General features: G+C 67.9%; 15 protein-coding genes. 6 read left to right on the forward strand and 9 right to left on the reverse strand.

Annotated elements, in window-relative coordinates:
* Positions 1-160 precede the first annotated feature (160 nt).
* The 8 genes from artA to EXE50_RS00165 all read right to left on the reverse strand — a co-directional run bounded on the left by artA (position 161) and on the right by EXE50_RS00165 (position 7,050).
* Positions 161-1,123: an archaeosortase A gene (gene artA / locus EXE50_RS00130; protein WP_053771519.1), complete on the reverse strand. Its 963-nt coding sequence runs from the start codon at positions 1,121-1,123 to the stop codon at positions 161-163.
* 121 nt (positions 1,124-1,244) lie between these two features.
* The gene (locus EXE50_RS00135) at positions 1,245-1,697 is read right to left on the reverse strand and encodes a transcription elongation factor Spt5 (RefSeq protein WP_004598345.1); all 453 of its coding nucleotides are present in this window, start codon (positions 1,695-1,697) and stop codon (positions 1,245-1,247) included.
* Positions 1,697-1,873 (reverse strand): protein translocase SEC61 complex subunit gamma, encoded by a 177-nt coding sequence (locus EXE50_RS00140; protein WP_006628863.1) that lies wholly within the window; start codon positions 1,871-1,873, stop codon positions 1,697-1,699. The genes EXE50_RS00135 and EXE50_RS00140 overlap by 1 nt, the downstream gene beginning before the upstream one ends.
* A gap of 107 nt (positions 1,874-1,980) precedes the next feature.
* On the reverse strand, positions 1,981-3,138 hold the full coding sequence (gene ftsZ, locus EXE50_RS00145; protein ID WP_053771518.1) for a cell division protein FtsZ: 1,158 nt from the start codon (positions 3,136-3,138) through the stop codon (positions 1,981-1,983).
* 146 nt (positions 3,139-3,284) lie between these two features.
* A complete protein-coding gene (locus EXE50_RS00150) occupies positions 3,285-4,742 on the reverse strand; it encodes a D-aminoacyl-tRNA deacylase (RefSeq protein ID WP_137704024.1) in 1,458 nt (485 codons plus the stop codon).
* 96 nt (positions 4,743-4,838) lie between these two features.
* Positions 4,839-5,789 carry a calcium/sodium antiporter gene (locus tag EXE50_RS00155; RefSeq protein ID WP_121599115.1) on the reverse strand — a complete coding sequence of 317 codons (951 nt, stop codon included), beginning with the start codon at positions 5,787-5,789 and terminating at the stop codon, positions 4,839-4,841.
* Between the two features lie 96 nt (positions 5,790-5,885).
* Positions 5,886-6,080: a hypothetical protein gene (locus EXE50_RS00160; RefSeq protein ID WP_053771515.1), complete on the reverse strand. Its 195-nt coding sequence runs from the start codon at positions 6,078-6,080 to the stop codon at positions 5,886-5,888.
* A 61-nt stretch (positions 6,081-6,141) separates the two neighbouring features.
* Positions 6,142-7,050 (reverse strand): PhzF family phenazine biosynthesis protein, encoded by a 909-nt coding sequence (locus tag EXE50_RS00165; RefSeq protein WP_137704025.1) that lies wholly within the window; start codon positions 7,048-7,050, stop codon positions 6,142-6,144.
* Between the two features lie 178 nt (positions 7,051-7,228).
* On the opposite strand from EXE50_RS00165, the gene EXE50_RS00170 reads away from it, so the two are divergent.
* Together EXE50_RS00170 and EXE50_RS00175 are read left to right on the forward strand one after the other, a co-directional pair.
* Entirely contained in the window at positions 7,229-8,575 is a 1,347-nt protein-coding gene (locus tag EXE50_RS00170; protein WP_137704026.1) for an alkaline phosphatase family protein, read from the forward strand.
* Between the two features lie 92 nt (positions 8,576-8,667).
* Complete coding sequence (locus EXE50_RS00175; protein WP_137704027.1) at positions 8,668-9,177, forward strand: hypothetical protein; 510 nt, start codon at positions 8,668-8,670, stop codon at positions 9,175-9,177.
* 66 nt (positions 9,178-9,243) lie between these two features.
* Here EXE50_RS00175 and EXE50_RS00180 read toward each other — a convergent pair whose 3' ends face one another.
* Positions 9,244-9,984, reverse strand: a complete 741-nt coding sequence (locus tag EXE50_RS00180) for a hypothetical protein (RefSeq protein WP_053771511.1) — start codon at positions 9,982-9,984, stop codon at positions 9,244-9,246.
* Between the two features lie 140 nt (positions 9,985-10,124).
* On the opposite strand from EXE50_RS00180, the gene EXE50_RS00185 reads away from it, so the two are divergent.
* From EXE50_RS00185 to gltB, 4 genes are all read left to right on the forward strand, one after another.
* Positions 10,125-10,808: a DUF6517 family protein gene (locus EXE50_RS00185; RefSeq protein ID WP_137704028.1), complete on the forward strand. Its 684-nt coding sequence runs from the start codon at positions 10,125-10,127 to the stop codon at positions 10,806-10,808.
* A gap of 1,009 nt (positions 10,809-11,817) precedes the next feature.
* Positions 11,818-14,301 carry a PGF-CTERM sorting domain-containing protein gene (locus tag EXE50_RS17935; RefSeq protein ID WP_321167075.1) on the forward strand — a complete coding sequence of 828 codons (2,484 nt, stop codon included), beginning with the start codon at positions 11,818-11,820 and terminating at the stop codon, positions 14,299-14,301.
* A 108-nt stretch (positions 14,302-14,409) separates the two neighbouring features.
* On the forward strand, positions 14,410-14,577 hold the full coding sequence (locus EXE50_RS17270) for an HEWD family protein (RefSeq protein ID WP_167551913.1): 168 nt from the start codon (positions 14,410-14,412) through the stop codon (positions 14,575-14,577).
* 233 nt (positions 14,578-14,810) lie between these two features.
* Positions 14,811-19,511 (forward strand): glutamate synthase large subunit, encoded by a 4,701-nt coding sequence (gene gltB / locus EXE50_RS00195; protein WP_137704029.1) that lies wholly within the window; start codon positions 14,811-14,813, stop codon positions 19,509-19,511.
* The last annotated feature ends 19 nt before the right edge of the window (positions 19,512-19,530 follow it).

Below are 19,530 nucleotides of genomic sequence, written 5' to 3' on the forward strand. Positions count from 1 at the left end.
CGCGTCCCTCGACGCGGACCGGGGGATCCGCCGCGCGTCGCCGCAGTCATGCTCGCCCGTACCCGTCGCCAACGTCTATAGCTTGCTATATAGTTCTATTTATCCCCGGCAGTTCTCCGGGACCCGACCGCCCCGCCGGAACCGTCGAGAGGCCGCCGGGCTACCGGTTCGTCGGCTCTCGCGGGAGGTCGAGCGCCTCCGTCAGGTCGTGTTCCTCGCCGGTGATGAGGTAGAGCACGTCCTCTAGGATGACCGCCAGCTCGGGCAGCTCGCGCACCGCGAGGAAGGTGATCGCGATGAGCGCCACGACCGCCAACAGCTGGCTCATGATCCGGTCGGAGATGAGGAAGGAGACCCGGTACGGGTCGGTCGCGCCGAACATCGTCATCACGAGGTCCGGGTACCAGTGCATGTACTGGTTGCCGGACACGACCGAGATGAACGTCGTCCGGAGGATGTTCAGCCCGTAGATGAGCGGGATAGACACCGCGAGCGCGCGGAGCTTCCTCGTGAGCGGCGCCTCGACGGCGGCCACGAGCCCGCCGAAGATGGCCATGCTCCCGAGCCCCGTACACGCCAGCACGATGTGGATGACGACCGTGTGGCCGTCGTCGAGCGTCCAGGAGTACGCCGCGTCGTACCCCTCGTTGCTCGCCACCGCCTCGGGCGCGTACCCGAGCAGGTCGATGAGCGCCCCGGTCTGTGACGCCACGACCTCGATGAGGACCCGACGGGGCTCCGGGACCGCGACCCCGGCGACGGTGAACGCCGGAATGGTCTCGAACGGCAGGTAGATGAACAACATTATCGCGATGGCCCGGGTGAGGGTGAAAAGCGATGCCCGCCCGTCGTAGAGGAGGTACCCCGCGTACACGCTGGCCGGGAAGCCGACCAGGGCGAGGATCGACTCGACGTAGCTCTGGTGTTCGAACGCGAAGTACGGCACCGTCGACAGCCAGAAGAGCCCGAACAGCGCCCACGTCGCGGCCGCGAGGACGCGCCCCGCGGCGAGTCCGCGGCTGTCGAGCGCCCACGAGGTCGCGAAGAGGATCGCGACGACCCACGCGAACGTGAACGTGTCGGGGATCACGCTCAACACCGCCGGCACGCCGTGGCCGAGCATATCCGTCCGGTCCGTCGTCGTCGAATAAAGCCCTTGTCGTTGCGCGCGAGATCGCCGTCAGACCGACGCCGTCACGCGCACCGCGTCGCCCCGTTTCCGCGCCGCCGGCGCGAGGAGGGAGCTACCGCTCCTCGCTGTCGAGCACGCGGATCTGGTCGCCGCGGACCGTCACCGGAATCGGCACGGTCGCCTCGTACAGCTCGACGGTCACCTGGTCTTTCCCCTCGTCGATCCGCTGGACGCGCGCCTTCTCTCCCTTGAACGGGCCCGCGATCAGCTCGACGATGTCGCCCTCGCCGATCCCCTCCACGTCCGGGGTCGGCGAGAGGAAGTGCTCGACCTCGGAGAAGGGGCTCTCGGCGGGGCCGTCGCCGCCCTGAATGACGCCGCGAGCGTGCGGAATCTCGTCGAGGATCCGCCCGAAGGCGGTCCCGTCGGTCGCCTCGACCATCACGTAGCTCGTGAGCTGGTCGGGGGCGATGACGGCCTGGATCTCCGGCGCCTCCTTCTCGGCGATCATGTCGGCGACCGTCCGCTCTTGGCTCGCCGTGGTCTTGACCGAGTAGATCGGCATTACGCGCCGACCCCCGGGAGGAGGCTCATGATCGCGAACATCAGGAAGCCGATGAACCCGATGAGCAGGATCCCGGCGCCGGCGATCTTCGACACCTGGAGGAACTCGTCGGTGCTCGGCGTGCTCGCCAGCTTCAGCACCCGAATGTAGCTGTTGAGGTCGTACGGAACGTCCATGTTACCTGCGGATTCGAGACGAGACGGTTTTTACCTTTTGATGCGCCCCCGAAGCGGCGACGGCGCCGTCCCGGCGCGCGGCCACCGACCCGCCCGCTCGGCGTCCGTCACTCCACGTAGTCGATGTCCTCGACGTCGCTCGGCGCGCCGCCCTCCGGCGGCTCGCCGTTGCTGCCGTAGATCTGCGGCGACTCGACGCCGGTGACGACGATCATCGTCCGCATCTCGCCCTCAAGCTCGTCGTCGACCGAGGTCCCCCAGATGATCCGCGCGTCGGGGTCGATCCGGTCGTAGATCTCCTCGACGACCCCCTCGGCCTCCTCGATGGACATGTCAGTGCCCCCGGTGACGTTCACGAGCGCGGAGTTCGCGCCGGAGATGTCCACGTCCAAGAGCGGCGAGCGCAGCGCGGACTTCACCGAGTCCTGCGCCTTCGAGTCGGAGTCGGACTCGCCGAGGCCGATCATCGCGACGCCGCCCTTCTCCATCACGGTGCGGACGTCGGCGAAGTCGAGGTTGACGAGCCCGGGCATCGTGATGAGCTCCGTGATCCCCTTCACCGAGCGCATCAGCACCTCGTCGGACACCTTGAACGCCTGCCGGACGGGGAGCTTCCCGACCGCGTCGAGCAGGCGGTCGTTGGGGACGACGATGACCGTGTCGCTCACGTCGCGGAGGCGTTCGAGGCCGGCCTCGGCGTTCGTCCGGCGGACCTCGCCCTCGGCGGTGAACGGCGTCGTGACGATGGCGATGGTGAGCGCCCCGGACTCGCGGGCCGCCTTCGCGACGACCGGCGCCGAGCCGGTCCCGGTGCCGCCGCCGAGCCCGGCGGTGACGAACACCATGTCGGAGCCGTCGATGGCGTCCTGGATCTCCTCTTGGGACTCGATGGCCGCCTCCTCGCCCACCTGCGGGAGGGAGCCGGCGCCGCGGCCCTGCGTCTTCTGCTGGCCCATCAGGATCTTCGTGTCGGCCTCGATGTTGACGAGGTGCTGGACGTCGGTGTTGGCGGCGACCAGCTTCGCGCCGTGGATCCCCTCCTCGGTCATGCGGTTGACCGTGTTGCCGCCGGCCCCCCCGCAGCCGACGACCGTGATGTTCGTCTGGAGGTCCTGGAGGACGTCCTGTAGCTCGTCGTCGGTCATCGTCCCCGTCTGCGGCGGCGCGCCGGCGCTCCCCCCGGCGGCGCTCTCGCCGGCTCCCCCGGCGTCGTCTGCGGGGGCCTCTTCGGCTTCGTCGATGGCGTCCTCAACGATGGAGTCCATTATGTGGTGAGGTTGCGACCCGGACGTATTTATTTTTGCCCGTTCGTCTGACGCGAGTCGGACGCCGAAATCACCGGCGTCCGCCGTCGACCGGCGAAAGTACGGGCGCCGTGCCCGCGCCCGCCGAACGCGACGATTCTTATAAATCAGTCGAGCGCGTCGCCGTCGATCGGGAACCGGTCCGCGCGCGTCCGCGACACCTCGTCCGGCCCGACGGTCTCCCCGTCGACCTCGACAGCCTCTCCGTCGGCCAACCGCCCGAACGCCGGTCCCTCCGGGACGCCTCGCTCGGCTGCCAGCGCCGGGTCGAACGCCGTCTCCCGGGCGACCACCGCGCCCCCCTCCGGCGACACCTCGACCGCGTCGTACCCCGTTTCAAGCACGTCGACCAGCCCCTCGATCAGGCCCGCGTAGCCCGGCGCCTCCGGGGCCGTCGCGAACGCGACGCGCCCGGCCGCCCGCGTGCCGCCCTGCTCCGTGTCGAACGCGACGGCGACGCGCTCGACCGTCGCGCGCGCCGCGTCCGCGTCGAGCCCCTGGGCCCGCGCGAGCAGGTCCGCCGGGAGGTCCCGGACGCGGACCGCGTCGCCGACCGCGTCGGCATCGCCGTCGACCGCTTCCGAGTCGGGGTCGAGCGCGTCGCCGCCGACCGCGCCGAACCGCAGGCCGTCGTCGACGGACCCCATCTCGGCCTCCAGCCGTTCGACGAGCGCGAGCGGCGCGTCGCCGACCTCGCGGACCCACGTCTCGCTCACCACCCCGTACCCGAGGTCCTCGATCACCGCCGCGAGGGCGGGGCGGTCGCCGTCGATCACGGCCCGCTCGGCGCGGCTCCGCTCGAACGCGGCCTCGATCACGCGGCGGTTGGCGTCGGGCGCGCCGAGCTCTCCGAGCGCCCAGTCGGCGCCGACGTGCCCCACGGCCCACTCGGTCTCGCGAACGATCCGGGTGAACCGCGGCGCGTAGTGGCCCCCGCCGAAGCCGACGACGTGGCGGGGCCAGTTCCCGGCGTCGCCCGCGTCGGTCGCCGCGGGGTCGCCGTCCGCAGTCAGGTCCGCGCCGGTCCCCCGCAGGTCGAGGACCGCCCGCGCGACCGCCCGGGCCGCGTCCGGGTCCTCCCACTGCGGTCCGTCGGACCCCAGTTCGACGAACAGCGACGGGACGGCGACGTCGGTCGGGCCGTGGTGGGTACACTCGATGCCGACCTCGTACCCGTCGGGCGCGCGCCGGGCGAGCGCCTCCACGACGCGCTTCTCGGCGCCCGGCGCGGCCCGCGCCAGCGACTCCGGCTCGCCGCCGTACTCGGCGCCGCCGAAGTTCCCGGTGACGTGCGCGGTGAGGAGTCGCCCGGTCTCGCCCGAGTGCCTGGAGACGAACGCGAGGAACGCGGGGTCGCAGTCGAAGGCCGCGGTCGGGTCGGACAGCCGGATGTGGAGGTCGTCGAACTCGCGGAGCTCGAACCCCTCCGTCCGGTAGTAGGTCCCGCCCCCGTCGGCGTCGGGGCGCGAGCCGTCCTCGCGCGCCGTCCAGTCGCCGACCTCCAGCAGCCGCTCCCCGATGTGCGCCGAGGCGCTGTCGGCCCGGCTGACGACGATCGCTATCACGGCATCGGCTCGGCCGCCCGCGACCGAATACCCGTCGGTTCCGACCCCAGAAGCCGCCCCGCCGCGGACGCCCCGACCGGAACCGGGCACGCCGTGCTACGGAAGTAACAGGTACACGAAGACCCCGTACCCGACGGTGAGCACGGCGCCGTCGAGTCGGGTGATCCGCTCGCGGTACGCCATTATCGCGACGATTCCGGCCGTGAACGCGAGCAGCGCGGGGAACTCGAAGCCGCGGACGCCGGGGGCGACGCCGACGGGCGTCACCACCGCGACGATCCCGATGACCGCGAGGATGTTGTAGATGTTCGACCCGACGACGTTGCCGACGCTGAACTCCGCCTGGCCGCGCACCGCGGCCACGACGCTGGCGGCCAGCTCCGGCAGCGACGTCCCCAGCGCCAGCACCGTGAGCCCGATGAAGATGTCGGAGAACCCGGCGGCCGCCAGCAGCGACTCGCTGCCGTCGATCAGCCACCGAGAGCCGAGGACGAGCGCGGTGATCCCTCCGACGACCGCCGCGGCGTCGCGCACCTCCGCGTCCGGCATGCCGTCGCGCTCGCTGTCGGAGATCGCCGACTGGTTCGCCTGAACGCGCCGCAGGACCGCGGCCGTGAACGCGGCGAGCGTTGCGAGCAGCACCGAGCCGTCGACCAGGCCGATCCGGCCGTCCCAGCCGAGCGCGACGAGCAGCAGCGCTGCCAACACCATGAACGGAACGTCTCGGCGGAACACGGTGTCGGAGACGTCGAGCGGGCGGATGAGCGCGGAGACGCCCAGTACGAGCCCGATGTTCGCGATGTTCGAGCCGACGATGGCGCCGAGCCCGATGTCGGTCGACACCGTGACGGCGCCGAGCAGCGAGACGAACAGCTCCGGGGCGGTCGTCGCGAACGCCACGACCGTGACGCCGACGGTCGACGCCTTCAGCCCCACGGCGAGCGCGAGGTCCCGCGCGCCGGTGACGAGCAGTTCGGCGCCGGCGTACAGGAGGGCGACGCCGCCGACGATCAACAGCAGTTCGAGGAGTGGCGACCCGGGCAGCACGGCTCCCGGTTCGCAACGGCGTTTCAAAAGGGTCGTGATCCCCGGTCGCTCGGGGGCGTCGTCACCGGTCGATCGCCGCTCGCCGCCCGCCCCGGGTCAGGCGTGTCCGGCCCGGAACTCGCCGTGTTTCACGCCGATCGCGAACGCGAGCGCCCCGAAGACGAGCATCGACGGGACGACCATCATCAGCGTCGTCCGGAGCGGCATCATGTTCGCGCCGATGAGGCCGCCGGCGCCGACCGCGACGATCAGTACGAGGACCGCTGCCGCGCGTGGAAGGTCGAACTTCATACCTGCCGTACGTCGCGAGCGATCCTAAACGTTCTGTCTCGGACGCCCGCGTTCCGGCGCATCAGGCCTCGATGATCTCGTCGTCCTCGTCGTCGGGGATCCGGACCTCCCCGTCGAGCGCGACCGTCGCCCGCCCGCCGACGCGGACCCCGTCCGCCTCCACGCGAACGCGGACGTGCCCGGGCCGGTCGAGGAAGTGCCCCTGTTCGAACCGGAGCTCGTCGGGCTTGTCCCCGTCGAAGGCGTCGACGTGGCGGAGGTATCCCCCGACCGCGCCGCTCGCGGTCCCCGTGACCGGGTCCTCCGGGATGCCGAGCGACGGGACGAACGCCCGGCCGTGGAGCGTCGAGTCCGCGTCGAGCGCGTCGAAGGAGAACGCGTACACGCCCGCGACGTCGAACGCCTCCGAGAGCGCTTCGACCGCGTCGTCGTCCGGATCCGCCTCGCCCAGCCGCTCCAAGAAGTTCACCGGGACGACGAGGAACGGCAGGCCGGTCGACGCGACCGCGACGGGGAGGTCCGCGCCGACGTCGCGCAGCGCGGCGGGGTCGACGCCGAGCGCGGCCGCCACCCGGTCGAGGTCGACGTCGACGACCTCGACGCTCGGCGCCTGCTGTCGCATCCAGGCGGTGCCGTCGTCGTCGACCGAGACGGTGAGGTCGCAGACGTTCGTGTGGAGCGTACGCTCGCCGCCGTCGATCGCCCCCTCGGCGAACAGGGCGCCGTAGGTCGCTATCGTGGCGTGGCCGCAGAGGTCGACCTCCGTGGTCGGCGAGAAGTAGCGGAGCCGGTCGTCGGCCGCGCCGTCGCCGTCGGTCAGGAACGCGGTCTCCGAGGCGCCGAGCTCGGCGGCGACCGCGGCCAGCTGGCCGTCGCTCAGCCCCTCGGCGTCGGGGACGACGCCGGCGGCGTTCCCGGCCAGCGGCTCCGCGGCGAACGCGTCGACGAGCATCGCGCGTCTGTGTTCCATGCCGGGTCCTCCGCGAGTCACGGACAAAAACCCACCCGAGCCGGTCGGCGGTCCGGGCCTCACGAACAGACGAGCCGCCCTTCGGGCGCCGACGACCCCCGCGTCTCGGGGGCGTCGAACCGCGGTTCGCGGCGCGTCCGATGTCAATCCTTTTGCCCTCGACCGCGGATGAATGTGTATGGGTCTCTTCGACCGGCTGCGAGGGAGCGACACGCCGCGGGTGGCGTTCATCGGGATCGACGGCCTCTCGTACCGGCTCGTCGCCGACAACCCGGAGACGTTCCCGGCGCTGTCGGCGATCGCGGACGAGGGCGGTGGGGGACGGATCGACAGCATCGTGCCGGCGGAGTCGAGCGCGTGCTGGCCGAGCCTGACGACGGGGAAAAACCCCGGCGAGACGGGTGTGTACGGCTTTCAGGACCGCGAGGTGGGGTCCTACGACACCTACGTGCCGATGGGGCGCGACGTCCAGGCACCCCGGGTGTGGGACCGAGCGACTGAGGCGGGGCTCGACGCGACCGTGATGAACGTCCCCGTCACGTTCCCGCCGCAGCGGACCGTCCAGCGGATGGTCTCCGGCTACCTCTCGCCCGACCTCGACGCGGCGGCCACCCCCGAGGAGCTCCGCGAGTACCTGACCGGCAGCGACTATCGACTGTCGGTCAACGCGAAGCTCGGCCACAAGCCGGACAAGACGGCGTTCATAGAGCACGCCCGCGAGACCCTCGACGCGCGCGCCGCGGCCTTCGAGCGCTACGTCGAGCGGGACGACTGGGACCTCTTCGTCGGCGTCTTCACCGCCCCCGACCGCGTCAACCACTTCCTCTGGGGCGACTACGAGGACGGCGGGACGTACCGCGAGGAGCTGCTTGCCTTCCACGCCGCGCTCGACGAGCACGTCGGCTCGATCCGCGAGGCGCTCCCGGACGACGTCACCCTCGTCGTCGGCTCCACGCACGGGTTCCGCCGCCTCCGGTACGACGTCTACTGTAACGAGTGGCTCGAACGCGAGGGGTGGCTCTCCTACGACGGCGACGACCACGAGGCGCTCGCCGACGTCACCGACGACGCCCGCGCGTACTCGCTCGTCCCCGGCCGCTTCTACCTCAACGTGGAGGGCCGCGAGCCGAACGGCGTCGTCCCCGAGTCCGAGTACGAGGAGACGCGCGCCGAACTGCGCGAGGCGCTGGAGTCGTGGACCGGCCCCGACGGCGACCCCGTCGCCGACCGCGTCGTCGACCGCGAGACGGTGTTCCGCGGCGATCACGCCGCCATCGCGCCCGACCTCGTCGTCCTCCCGAACGACGGGTTCGACCTCAAGTCCGGGTTCCGCCCGCACGACGAGGTGTTCGATCCCGACGGTCCACGGTCCGGGATGCACGCCTTCGACGACGCCGCGCTGTTCGTCGACCACCCGGACGCGACGGTCGAGGACGCGGACCTCCTCGACGTCGCCCCGACCCTCCTCCGACTCCTCGACGTGGAATACGGCCGCACCGACTTCGACGGCGCCAGCCTCGTCTGAGCCGTCGGCACCCCGGCCCCCGCGTCTCCCTCGCTGCTCCGTTCCCGCCTTCAGGCGACCGAATTGAAGTGAGTCCGCCCCTACCTGCCGGTATGGAGCGCACCCCCGACGGGACTCCCGTCGGCGTCGACGACCCCTACGCGGTCGCCGGCGTCTGCGACCACCTCACCGACGACGGTCGGTGTCGCTTCGCGCTGACGCGGTCCGGAGACGACCCCGAGTTCGCGGCGGCCCGCCGCGCCGATGGCTACGACTGCCACGTCGGCGCCGACGGCGCGTGGCGCGCGTGCCCGCACTACCGGTCGACGACCGACGCGAAGACCTGCGCCCGGTGCGGGCTGGCGGACGTGCGCCTGGCCCACGACGACTCCCGGCCGCTCGTCGAGGAACACCACCTCTCGTACGGCGGCGACGGCTCCCATGAGATCGCGGTCGGCCTGTGTCGCTGGTGTCACGCCAAGGTCCACAACTCGATCGCTCGGATCGACGACGACGCGAGCCCGGACCCCGAGGCGATCGCCGAGCGCGAGCGACGCCGGGAGACCGAGCGCTCGGCGTCGTCGTTCGAGGCGGCCAGCGAGGGATACGATCCCGAGAACTGATCGATCGACGACCGATCCGGTTCAGCCGACTGACGGTCGCTCCGATTCAGGCGACCCCCGACCCGATCAGGCGTCGTCGGCCGGCCGGATCAGGTTCGCCAGCGCGACGAGCAGGCCGAGGAACCACCCGAGCGGCACCGAGATCCCGATCCACATCAGCACGTAGCCCAGCCCGGGGAGCCCCCACTGCTCGCCGAACGTCTCCAGGTCGAACGCGCCTCGAAGCATCTCGTTTATGCCGCCCACCGAGAGGAACGTGTCGAGGATCCACCGCGCGAGGTCGTAGCTCGGCGGTAAGATTAGTTCCTCCAGCGTCGGCGTGACGAGCGCGGCGACGACCGGCGGCAGGAACAGCGCCGTCATGGCGAACGGGTACGCGAGCAGGACGCTGACGAACCGTCCGCCCAGCTTCGAGAAGCCGGCGGCGAGCGCGGCCGAGACGACCGCTACCGCGCTCGCGGCGCCGACCGCGATCACCGCGTCGAACGGGAGTTGGAGGTGGGTGATGACGGTCAGCGTCCCCCAGACGACGGCGGCGACGAGCACCGCACCGGCGACGCCGATCCGGGTGACCGCCGAGTCGAGCTTCGCCGCGTAGTAGCGCGTGGCGAACCCGACGAGCAACAGCGGGTACGCGACCGCGACGAGCGGCGCGCCGAGCACCGCCCAGAGGTAGTAGCCGACCGACTGAACCGTCGTCTCGGGCTTCCACTTTCCCAGGACGGCGCTCGGGTCGAGCTGTCGGGGAAAGACCACCTCCATCCACGTCTCGTGGAGGCGAACAACGTCTAAGAAGAGCGCTTCCACCAGCCCGGTTTGTCCTCGGCGTTCCATTTGCCTCACGTCGCGCACGCCCCGACGTGAACTTTGTGCCTTCGACCCCGACGTTCTCGCGGCCGATACCCTCGCCGATACTGTTAAAGAACTGTGTGGACCTACCCGTACGTATGAAACGACGTGGACTGCTCGCCGCGATGGCTGCCTCGGCGTCGGTCGCGGTCGCGGGATGCGCCGGCGAGGACGGGAGCTACGAGTTCGACGCGGAACCGGCGCGCGTCCCGGAGAGCGCGTACAGTGACTCCGGATACAACGGTCAGGAGCCGGAGTCGTTCAGCATCGACCGCGAGTTCAACGTCACGGGCGTGAACGCGTGGGTGACGGCGACGACGTGGGTCGCCCGGTACGTCAACCCGACGACCCAGTCGGCGTTGTTCGTGGCGAGCACCCCGAACGCGTCGGTCGCCGGCCAGTCGGTCAATCCGCTCGTCCGAGTGGAGGGCGCCGAGCTCATCCGCCGGCTCCTCAACCAGGTCAACCAGCAGGACGTCGGCGGCGGCAACGCCGACATCCAGACGGACGACATCGAGGCGCGGGGCGAGGAGACGCGGACGATCCTCGATCAGGAGGCGACCATCTCCGTCTTCGAAACGACCGTTAGCGCGGACGTCGAGGGCTCGAACGGCCAGAGCGGGTCGGTCGAGGACATCCCCGTCCTCCTCTACCTCACGACGATCCAACACCAGGCGGCCGACGCGGACAGCGAGGACGTGATCGCGCTGGTGGGACTCCACCCGGTCGAGGTCGAGCAGTCCGAACAGCTGCTCGCGATGATGGAAGCGGTCGAACACTGACCCCCTTCAGCGACCGCCCAGTCCTCGTTTCCCGTTCTGTCCGATCCCGGACCTATCGCCCGTGAATTTCTATGAAGCAGCCCTCTCGCGACGCCGCTGTCTTGCGGTTATTTCTCTGAGCGGAAGCTTTCACGTTCGTAAGCCACTTATAAGCGATCGGTTCGAGTAAGAGATCCCGCGGTGCGACAAGAGCCGCTTCGCGGAGGCTGGGCGACCACTGACGCCGTGCTGCCCCGGGAGCGACCGCTCTGGCATCCGCGGTTCGTTGGCTATGATCCGGACGCGATCGCTTCGATGGCTGTGGACCGGTATTGTCGTTTGCTTCGTGATCGGTTCTGTTATCGTACTACTGGGAACGAGCATCGTTGATGCTCAAGCAAATAATCATAAACCCACTTTAAACAGCACTGGTGACCCGGAATCTATCCGAATAGGTCAGTCTGGGCAAAAAATAAATAATGTTGAAATTCTAGTTTTGAATACATCAAACACTCCCGAAAAAATAAGACTGTATGTGGATTTAGCTAGTATTGAGTCAAATGGAGTAGACACTTCTTCAGTCTCAATGTCAATCAATGGTATCCAAAACGGATCCGTAATTAATACCTCACAATTAAATACTGAAGATACGACTCTCCTAGCCGCTACGATACGGCCGAATAGATCGAGTCGCTCAATACATATTGACTCTGTCCAAATATCTGGAATTAACACAGATGAGGCACAACTTTCGAGAAACATAAGATATCCAATCACAGTCACTAACAAGACTGATTTCTCATCTACCAACCTTACCGAACAAAAGAGTACAAGCTCATTTCAAATAATAGATGGTAATATCCGAATTCACAATCAAGCGACCGGGTCAACACAACTCCATCGGGACTTCCGGACGGCTGTCGGTGTAACTGTTGATAATCTCAGCGGGAACACAAATTCAACCCTATTCATCACAAAACGAGAACATAACGAAATAATCGGTGTTCAAGATCTTCGTAAAGAGGTTCTTATGAGCGAAGATTCTATTTCTGTTGATCTGTCCAACCCTGGTGGAAATGTCACTGGATATCTCATAGCTAACTCTTCGATTGATACTTCAGATTATGACATTGGAGATTATTTACCCACTAAGGTAACCGAATTAGCTCTTTCATCCGCTAGTGGTCGAGTAGTTAATTCCTATATAAATTTCAATAATTCATCATATAATGAACCACAAACAGAGACCATCGTTATCTCCAGAGCTAAGGTCTCAGACACGATCAACGATGAGACTCCATACATAATTTCACTACACCCTGTCAATTCAACTGGTCATATCCTTCATGATCAAGTTATTGCTCGCTCAAGAGTTCTAACGGGATGGAGTGAGGATATCCCTCTCAATTTCAATACCACAGCCTCACAAAGTGGAATTTTCCGTAGCAACCGATATGCTGCGTCCATTCAATTAGCACTAGGACATAGTGCTGGTAACTGGGTATCTGTAAAAAAGGCGGAACCGCTTCGGAACTCTGATCTTAATCAACAGTTTGTCTCTGATGGCGTCGCCGATGGGGGAGTAATTATCATTGAGTCTGTTCACACAACTGGGTCAAATACAGATACCGTCCAAATCAACCGCAATCAGTCTATAAACACGCCCGTATACTCCGGACAAACAGTTCTGTTTAATTCCACACCAAATCCGAGGTCTGTTGAGCTTCATAAAGTAGGGAAGGACGGAAACTCTCGGATTGTATCCATAGGAACACAGTTGAACAATTCCCAACAAGTCGGATATAATACGTCAACGCTCTCTACTGGCACATACTACGTCCACTCAGATAGAGGGAATTCAGAGAAGTTTGAAATTATTGGAGAGGACAGAAAACGCGTTACTCTGAAGAATATTACTGAAGAGTCAAACTATGGAAGTCCAATGCGGATCTCTCTGTCTCATAGTGTACCAAAATTAGATATGACATTTTCTAGTACGGATGGTAATTCTTCTACAACACTCAACCTGACAACCAACAAGACAGGCCCGACACCCGTCACGATTAACACATACGCGTCGACTGAATCCCGGTCGGACTTCGTCACGGCAGGCACCGGTATCGGCGTCGAGTCGGTCAACGGGGACTCCGGGTCGCTCACTCCCGGGACGTACGACCTCACACTCCGGTCGGAACACGGCACCGAGGTCGCCAACGACACCGCCACGGTCACCGTGGAACCCCGATCGACGAACAACCTAACGGCGTACACGACGCAGGCGGTCGACCGCGGCGACTTCGAGAACGCGACCGCGGTCCGGGAGGCGATCGCCGACAGAACGCTCACCGAGGCGACGACCGCGACTGCGAACGACACCGTCGTGTACGCGGTGAACGCGACGGGGCTCACGGGCCTCGCGGCGACCGCGAACGGATCACTGGAGCGTGGCGCGGATCTCGACCGACTCGACGGCCTCGAATTCGGGGTCCAACCGACGGCCACGGACGCAAGTAACGGGTCTGACGGGGGCGGGATCGGTCACACGCCGAACGAGTCCGCAGTCCACCTCGACCGGAACGGCCTGTACCTCGTCGTCGCCGGCGACCGCGCGTTCGGAACCGAGACGATCCCCGACCCCGGGGAGACGTTCGAGGTCGCCTTTCGGGTGGACGACGATCGACTCCGCCGGACCGCGGCGGACGACAGGCACCGCGTGACGACCGGGCTGACCTACGTCGCAGATCCGGCTGCGGAGGAAACGAGCGTCGAATCGACCGCCGATTCCACCCAGACGACTGCGTCGGTCGCGACGGGGTCGTCGGGTCAGCCCGGTGCGCCGACCACCTCAAACACTGGCGGCGCCTCGACCGATGGTGGCTCGGCCGGCGGCGGTTCGGCAGGTAGCGGTTCGACCGATGGTGGCTCAACCGGTGGCGGCTCGGCCGGTAGCAGTTCGATTACGGGTGGGTCCCGCGGCACTGGTTCGGCTGACGGTCCGGGCGGCTCCGTCGGGTCCGACGACGCTGCCGCCACCGATGCCGGCGGTAACAACGGACCCGACGGACCGACCGGCTCGGATCTCGGCCGGCCGTCGCGGCCGCCGGGCGTCGGCGTCTCGATCGCCCCCGGAGCGTCCGAGATCCCGCCGGCCGCGGGACCGGCGGAGCTTTCCGGACCTGGCGGGCTCGAACCCGGGCCAGCCGGTTCCGCGGCGGCGAACTCCCGCCCCGAGAACGGACGGCCGGGCGACGGCGAGAACGGACCGTCGAGCGACACCGAGACCGGTGATGGCGGCGGTGCGACGTCGGCCGCCCCCGGCGACTCGGGCGAGTTCCGGGAATCGTCTGTGTCCGGCGAACCGCCTTCGGACGAGGCCGATGCGAGCGATCTGGGCTACGACGACGCGCCGATCCGATCGACCGCGTACGACCTCCCCGGGTTCGGGCCCGCCGCGTCGCTCGCGGCGGTGGTCGGGGCGTCGCTGCTCGCCCGGCGCCGCGGGAGCGGGGCGTGAGCGCGGGCGTCGCCGTCGTTCGGACGAGCCGTCGGATCGCGTCGCGATACAGTTCCGTGGTGGCCGACCGTCGGTACGTTTTTGCTCGCTGATGCCCTCCGTTCGGTCATGGGCGTGACCATCACACCGCCGAAGGAGCGCGCGTGCGAACTCTGCGGGCGCGAGGAGCGATGGGACGACGAGGTGGAGGGGTGGCGGATCGCGGACGACCCCGGTAACGTCTACTGTATCCACGAGTGGGACATCAACGGCTCGTTCGTCCCTCTTCGAGAGTAATTTCGAGCTGGACGTTTCTTCACTCTGCTCAGATAGAGTGAAACGTTCGCGGTGTGTTATGGGGTATTCCGTCAATTATCGGACTGAAAACCCGATGGTTCTGTCTGGTTCTGGTGGTGTGTCATCTGTTCACCACCCGTGATGAATAATTACCTTATATTCCCTAATGTGTGTACGATGGATCCTACCCCTATCAGGGTCATACCTTTAACTATTCATCCGTAGGGAGACGTATGACTAAGTCACGTAGTACCACCCGGGGCGTACGCGACTCGGAGTCCTCGGGTCACGAGGGGGGGCTCGCGGCGCCGACGGACGACCGGTCGAACTGCGGCATCGGCGGGGTCGTCGACCTCGACGGTACGCCGTCGCACGACACCGTCGCGGACGCGGTCGAACTGCTCGAAAACCTCGAACACCGCGGGACGACCGGCGCCGAGGAGAACACCGGCGACGGCGCGGGGATCATGGTCGCGCGGCCGGACGAGTTCTTCCGCGACGTCGTCGACGCCGACCTCCCCGAGGAGTACGCTGTCGGCTCCGTGTTCATGCCGCCGGAGCCGGGCGTCCAGGCGGAGATCCACGACGTCATCGCCGAGGTGTGCGCCGTCTACGGGCTGGAGGTGCTCGCGTGGCGCTCGGTGCCCACCGACAACGCCGACCTCGGCGCCACGGCGCTCGACTCCGAGCCCGAGGTGTCGCAGGTGTTCGTCGCGCCCGTCGAGGGCGCGGGGCTCGCCCAGCGGTTCACTAGCGAGGGGAACCGCCCCGACGACGCCGACCCGGACCTGCTCGGGTTCGACCGCGCGCTGTACGCGGCCCGCCGCGAGATCGAGAACGCCGTCTCGGAGGTCGACGGCGCGGGGCGCTTCTACGTCTGCTCGCTCGACCGCCAGCGCGTCGTCTACAAGGGCCTGCTGAAGGGCTCGCAGCTCGCTGACTACTACCCCGACTTGGCGGACGAGCGCTTCGCGAGCCACGTCGCCTTGGTCCACGCGCGGTTCTCGACGAACACGCTCGGCGCGTGGCACCTCGCGCACCCGTACCGCAACATCGTCCACAACGGCGAGTTCAACACGATCCGCGGCAACGTCAACTGGATGCGGGCCCGCGAGAACGACCTCGAACACCCGGCGTTCGGGGCCGAACTCGACACGATCAAGCCGGTGATCGACGACCCGAACCAGTCGGACACCGCGAGCGTCGACAACGCGCTCGAACTGCTCCTCCATACCGACCGCGACCTTCCGCACGCGCTCCGGATGCTGATCCCGGAGGCGTTCCGCGGCGACGACCTGATGGACGACGACCGCGCGGACTTCTACGACTACCACGCCTCCCTCGTCGAGCCGTGGGACGGTCCCGCCCTCGTCATCGGCTTCGACGGCGAACGCGTCGCCGGCGTCTTGGACCGCAACGGGCTCCGCCCGTGTCGCTACGAGGTGACGACGGACGACCGCCTCGTCGTCGGCAGCGAGGTCGGCGCGCTCCCGACCGAGCCCGCGGACGTGCGCCGTCGGGGCCGCCTCCAGCCCGGTGAAATCTTCGTCGCCGACCCCGAGGCGGGCCGGATCGTCCCCGACGACGAGGTGTTCGAGGCGCTCACCGACGAGAAGTACGGCGAGTGGGTCGAGGACGGCCAAGTCGACCTCGACGCGTTCACCGAGGAGGACGACGCCGCGGCCGGGATCGGCGCGGACTCGGTCGACGAGGGCGACGACGCCGACGACGTGGACGCGGAACCCACCGTCCGCGCCCACCAGGCCGCGTTCGGCTACACGACCGACTCGCTGAACCACCTCGTCGAGCCGATGGCGAAGGACGGGAAGGACCCGGTCGGTTCCATGGGCGACGACACCCCGCTCTCGGTCCTCGCCGACGTTGACCGCCCGCTGTTCACCTACTTCAAGCAGCTGTTCGCGCAGGTGTCGAACCCGCCGATCGACTACATCCGGGAGGAGCTCGTCACCTCGCTCGAGACGCGCATCGGCAATCAGCGCAACCTCCTCGACGAGACGCCGGAGCACGCCGAGCAGATCGTCGCCGAGTCACCGGTCCTGACCGACGCCGAGACGACCGCCCTCCGCGACCTGCCGGGGCCGGGCGAGCGGAGCCCGGGCGACGCGGACGTGGCCGCCGACGGCCCCGAGTTCACCTCCCTCGTCGTCGACGTCACCTACGACCGCGACGGGTCGCTCGTCGACGCCGTCAACCGGGTCCGCGAGGACGCCGCGGCCGCCATCGAGGACGGCGCCGATGTGGTCGTCCTCTCGGACCGCGCGGTGGGCCCGGACCGCCTGGCGGTGCCGAGCCTGCTCGCGACCGGCGCGGTCCATCACCACCTCGTCCGCAAGGGGCTCCGCAACCGCGCGGGCGTGGTCGTCGAGTCCGCCGAGCCCCACGAGGTCCACCACCTCGCGACGCTCGTCGGCTACGGCGCCGACGCCGTCGACCCGTACCTCGCGTACGCCTCCATCGCCGACGTGGTCGCCGGGCCGGACGGCGCCGACGAGGACGAGGCGCTCGCCGCGTACCGCCACGCGCTGGAGGACGGCCTCCTCAAGACGATGGCGAAGATGGGCATCTCGACGATGGAGTCGTACCAGGGCGCCCAGATCTTCGAGGCGGTCGGGCTCGACTCCGAGTTCGTCGCCGAGTACTTCGAGGGGACCGAGATCCGCACCGAGGGGATCGGGATCGAGCAGATCGAAGACGACCTGCGCACGCGCCACGCGATGGCGTTCGGCGCCGACCCCGAACTGGAGACGATCGGCGAGTACGAGCACCGCTCGTCCGGCGTGAAACACGGCTGGAACCCCCAGACGGTCGGCACCCTCCAGCAGGCCGTCCGCGGCGGCGACTACGAGCAGTACCAAGAGTTCGCGGAGCTGGTGAACGACCAGACCGAGGAGCTCCAGTCGCTGCGCGGGCTCTTGGAGTTCGACTCCGACCGCGACCCCGTCCCGGTCGAGGAGGTCGAGCCCGTCGAGTCGATCGTCGAGCGCTTCTCGACGGCCGCGATGAGCCTCGGGAGCATCTCGCCGGAGGCCCACGAGAACAACGCCATCGCGATGAACCGGCTGGGCGCGAAGTCGAACACCGGCGAGGGCGGCGAGCCGCCCGAGCGGTTCGACACCGAGAAGGAGTGTACCGTCAAGCAGGTCGCCTCCGGCCGCTTCGGCGTCACCTCCGAGTACCTCGCGAGCGCCGATGAGCTCCAGATCAAGATGGCGCAGGGCTCGAAGCCCGGCGAGGGCGGCCACCTCCCGGGCAAGAAGGTAAACGAGATGATCGCGCACGTCCGGTGTTCCACGCCGGGCGTCGGGCTCATCTCGCCGCCGCCCCAGCACGACATCTACTCGATCGAGGACCTCAAGCAGCTCATCTTCGACCTGAAGGCCGCGAGCCCCGAGGCCGACGTCAACGTGAAGCTGGTCTCGGAGGCCGGCATCGGGACCATCGCGGCCGGCGTCGCGAAGGCGAACGCCGACGTGGTCCACGTCTCCGGCCACGACGGCGGCACCGGCGCCTCGCCGAAGACCTCGATCAAGAACGCCGGCCTGCCGTGGGAGCTCGGGCTCGCGGAGGCGAACCAGATGCTCCGCGCCACCGGGCTCCGTGACCGCATTCGCGTCTCCGCGGACGGCGGGCTGCGGACCGGCCGCGACGTCGCGGTCGCGGCCGCCCTCGGCGCCGAGGAGTACGTCTTCGGCACCGCGTCGCTCGTCACCGCGGGCTGCGTGATGGCCCGGCAGTGCCACGAGAACACCTGCCCGGTCGGGGTCGCCACCCAGCGGGAGGACCTCCGCCAGCGGTTCCCCGGCCAGCCGGACCACGTCATCAACTACATGACGTTCATCGCGCAGGAGCTGCGCGAGATCATGGCCGAGCAGGGGTACACGGAGCTTGAGGAGTTCATCGGCCGCCCCGAGCTGCTCGCCCAGCGCGACACCGACCACGAGAAGGCGAAGCACCTCGACCTCTCGGCGGTCATCGCCGAGCCCGCGGGCGAGTCCCGCACCAAGGTCCGCGAGCAGGCCCACGGCGGTATCGACGACCTGCTCGACTGGGACCTCATCGAGGAGGCCGCGCCCGCCATCGAGGACGGCGCGCCGGTCGCGCTCACCCGCGACGTGCGCAACGTCGACCGCGCGGTCGGCGCCACGCTCTCGAACCGCGTCGTCTCCGAACACGGCGGCGAGGGGCTCCCGGACGACACTATCTCCTGCCGGTTCGACGGCGAGGCCGGGCAGAGCTTCGGCGCGTTCCTCGCGCCGGGGATCACGATGGAGCTGTCGGGCGCCGCCAACGACTACGTCGGCAAGGGGCTCTCCGGCGGGCGGCTCGTGATCGACACGCCCGCCGAGGCGGCGTACGACCCGACCGAGAACGTCGTCGCCGGCAACGTCTGTCTGTACGGCGCCACCGACGGCGAGATGTACGTCAACGGCGTCGCCGGCGAGCGCTTCGGCGTCCGCAACTCGGGCGTGAAAGCGGTCGTCGAGGGCGTGGGCGACCACGGCTGCGAGTACATGACCGGCGGCGTCGTCGCCGTCCTCGGCGACACGGGCCGCAACTTCGCGGCCGGGATGTCCGGCGGCATCGCCTACGTGTACGACCCCGACGACCGCCTCGACGACCGCGTCAACCGCGGGATGGTGTCGGTCTCCGAGACGCTGGAGGGGTCGGACGAGCGTATGCTCCGCCGGCTCGTCGAGAACCACCGCGCGTACACCGACAGCGAGCGCGCGGCCGACCTCCTCGACGACTGGGAGGCCGCGCTCGACGACTTCGTCCGCGTCTTCCCCGACGCGTACGCGGAGGTCATCGCGGAGGGCACGGGCGTCGACGTGCGCGACGAGCCGCCCGCGCCCGCCGCCGCCGTGCCGGGCGCCGACGCCGACGCGACCGGCCAGGTGTCGAGCGACGACTGAGCCGCGAAACGAGCGCCGC

It is taken from the genome of Halorubrum sp. ARQ200, assembly GCF_005435115.1.
Classification (GTDB): domain Archaea; phylum Halobacteriota; class Halobacteria; order Halobacteriales; family Haloferacaceae; genus Halorubrum; species Halorubrum tropicale.

Excerpts from the sequence above, each read along its gene's own strand:
- EXE50_RS00160 (WP_053771515.1), bottom strand. The coding sequence starts at position 6,080 with ATGAAGTTCGACCTTCCACGCGCGGCAGCGGTCCTCGTACTGATCGTC.
- EXE50_RS00165 (WP_137704025.1), bottom strand. The coding sequence starts at position 7,050 with ATGGAACACAGACGCGCGATGCTCGTCGACGCGTTCGCCGCGGAGCCG.
- EXE50_RS17270 (WP_167551913.1), top strand. The coding sequence starts at position 14,410 with ATGGGCGTGACCATCACACCGCCGAAGGAGCGCGCGTGCGAACTCTGC.
- artA (WP_053771519.1), bottom strand. The coding sequence starts at position 1,123 with ATGCTCGGCCACGGCGTGCCGGCGGTGTTGAGCGTGATCCCCGACACG.
- EXE50_RS00175 (WP_137704027.1), top strand. The coding sequence starts at position 8,668 with ATGGAGCGCACCCCCGACGGGACTCCCGTCGGCGTCGACGACCCCTAC.
- EXE50_RS17935 (WP_321167075.1), top strand. The coding sequence starts at position 11,818 with ATGAGCGAAGATTCTATTTCTGTTGATCTGTCCAACCCTGGTGGAAAT.
- EXE50_RS00140 (WP_006628863.1), bottom strand. The coding sequence starts at position 1,873 with ATGGACGTTCCGTACGACCTCAACAGCTACATTCGGGTGCTGAAGCTG.
- ftsZ (WP_053771518.1), bottom strand. The coding sequence starts at position 3,138 with ATGGACTCCATCGTTGAGGACGCCATCGACGAAGCCGAAGAGGCCCCC.
- EXE50_RS00135 (WP_004598345.1), bottom strand. The coding sequence starts at position 1,697 with ATGCCGATCTACTCGGTCAAGACCACGGCGAGCCAAGAGCGGACGGTC.
- gltB (WP_137704029.1), top strand. The coding sequence starts at position 14,811 with ATGACTAAGTCACGTAGTACCACCCGGGGCGTACGCGACTCGGAGTCC.
- EXE50_RS00170 (WP_137704026.1), top strand. The coding sequence starts at position 7,229 with ATGGGTCTCTTCGACCGGCTGCGAGGGAGCGACACGCCGCGGGTGGCG.
- EXE50_RS00185 (WP_137704028.1), top strand. The coding sequence starts at position 10,125 with ATGAAACGACGTGGACTGCTCGCCGCGATGGCTGCCTCGGCGTCGGTC.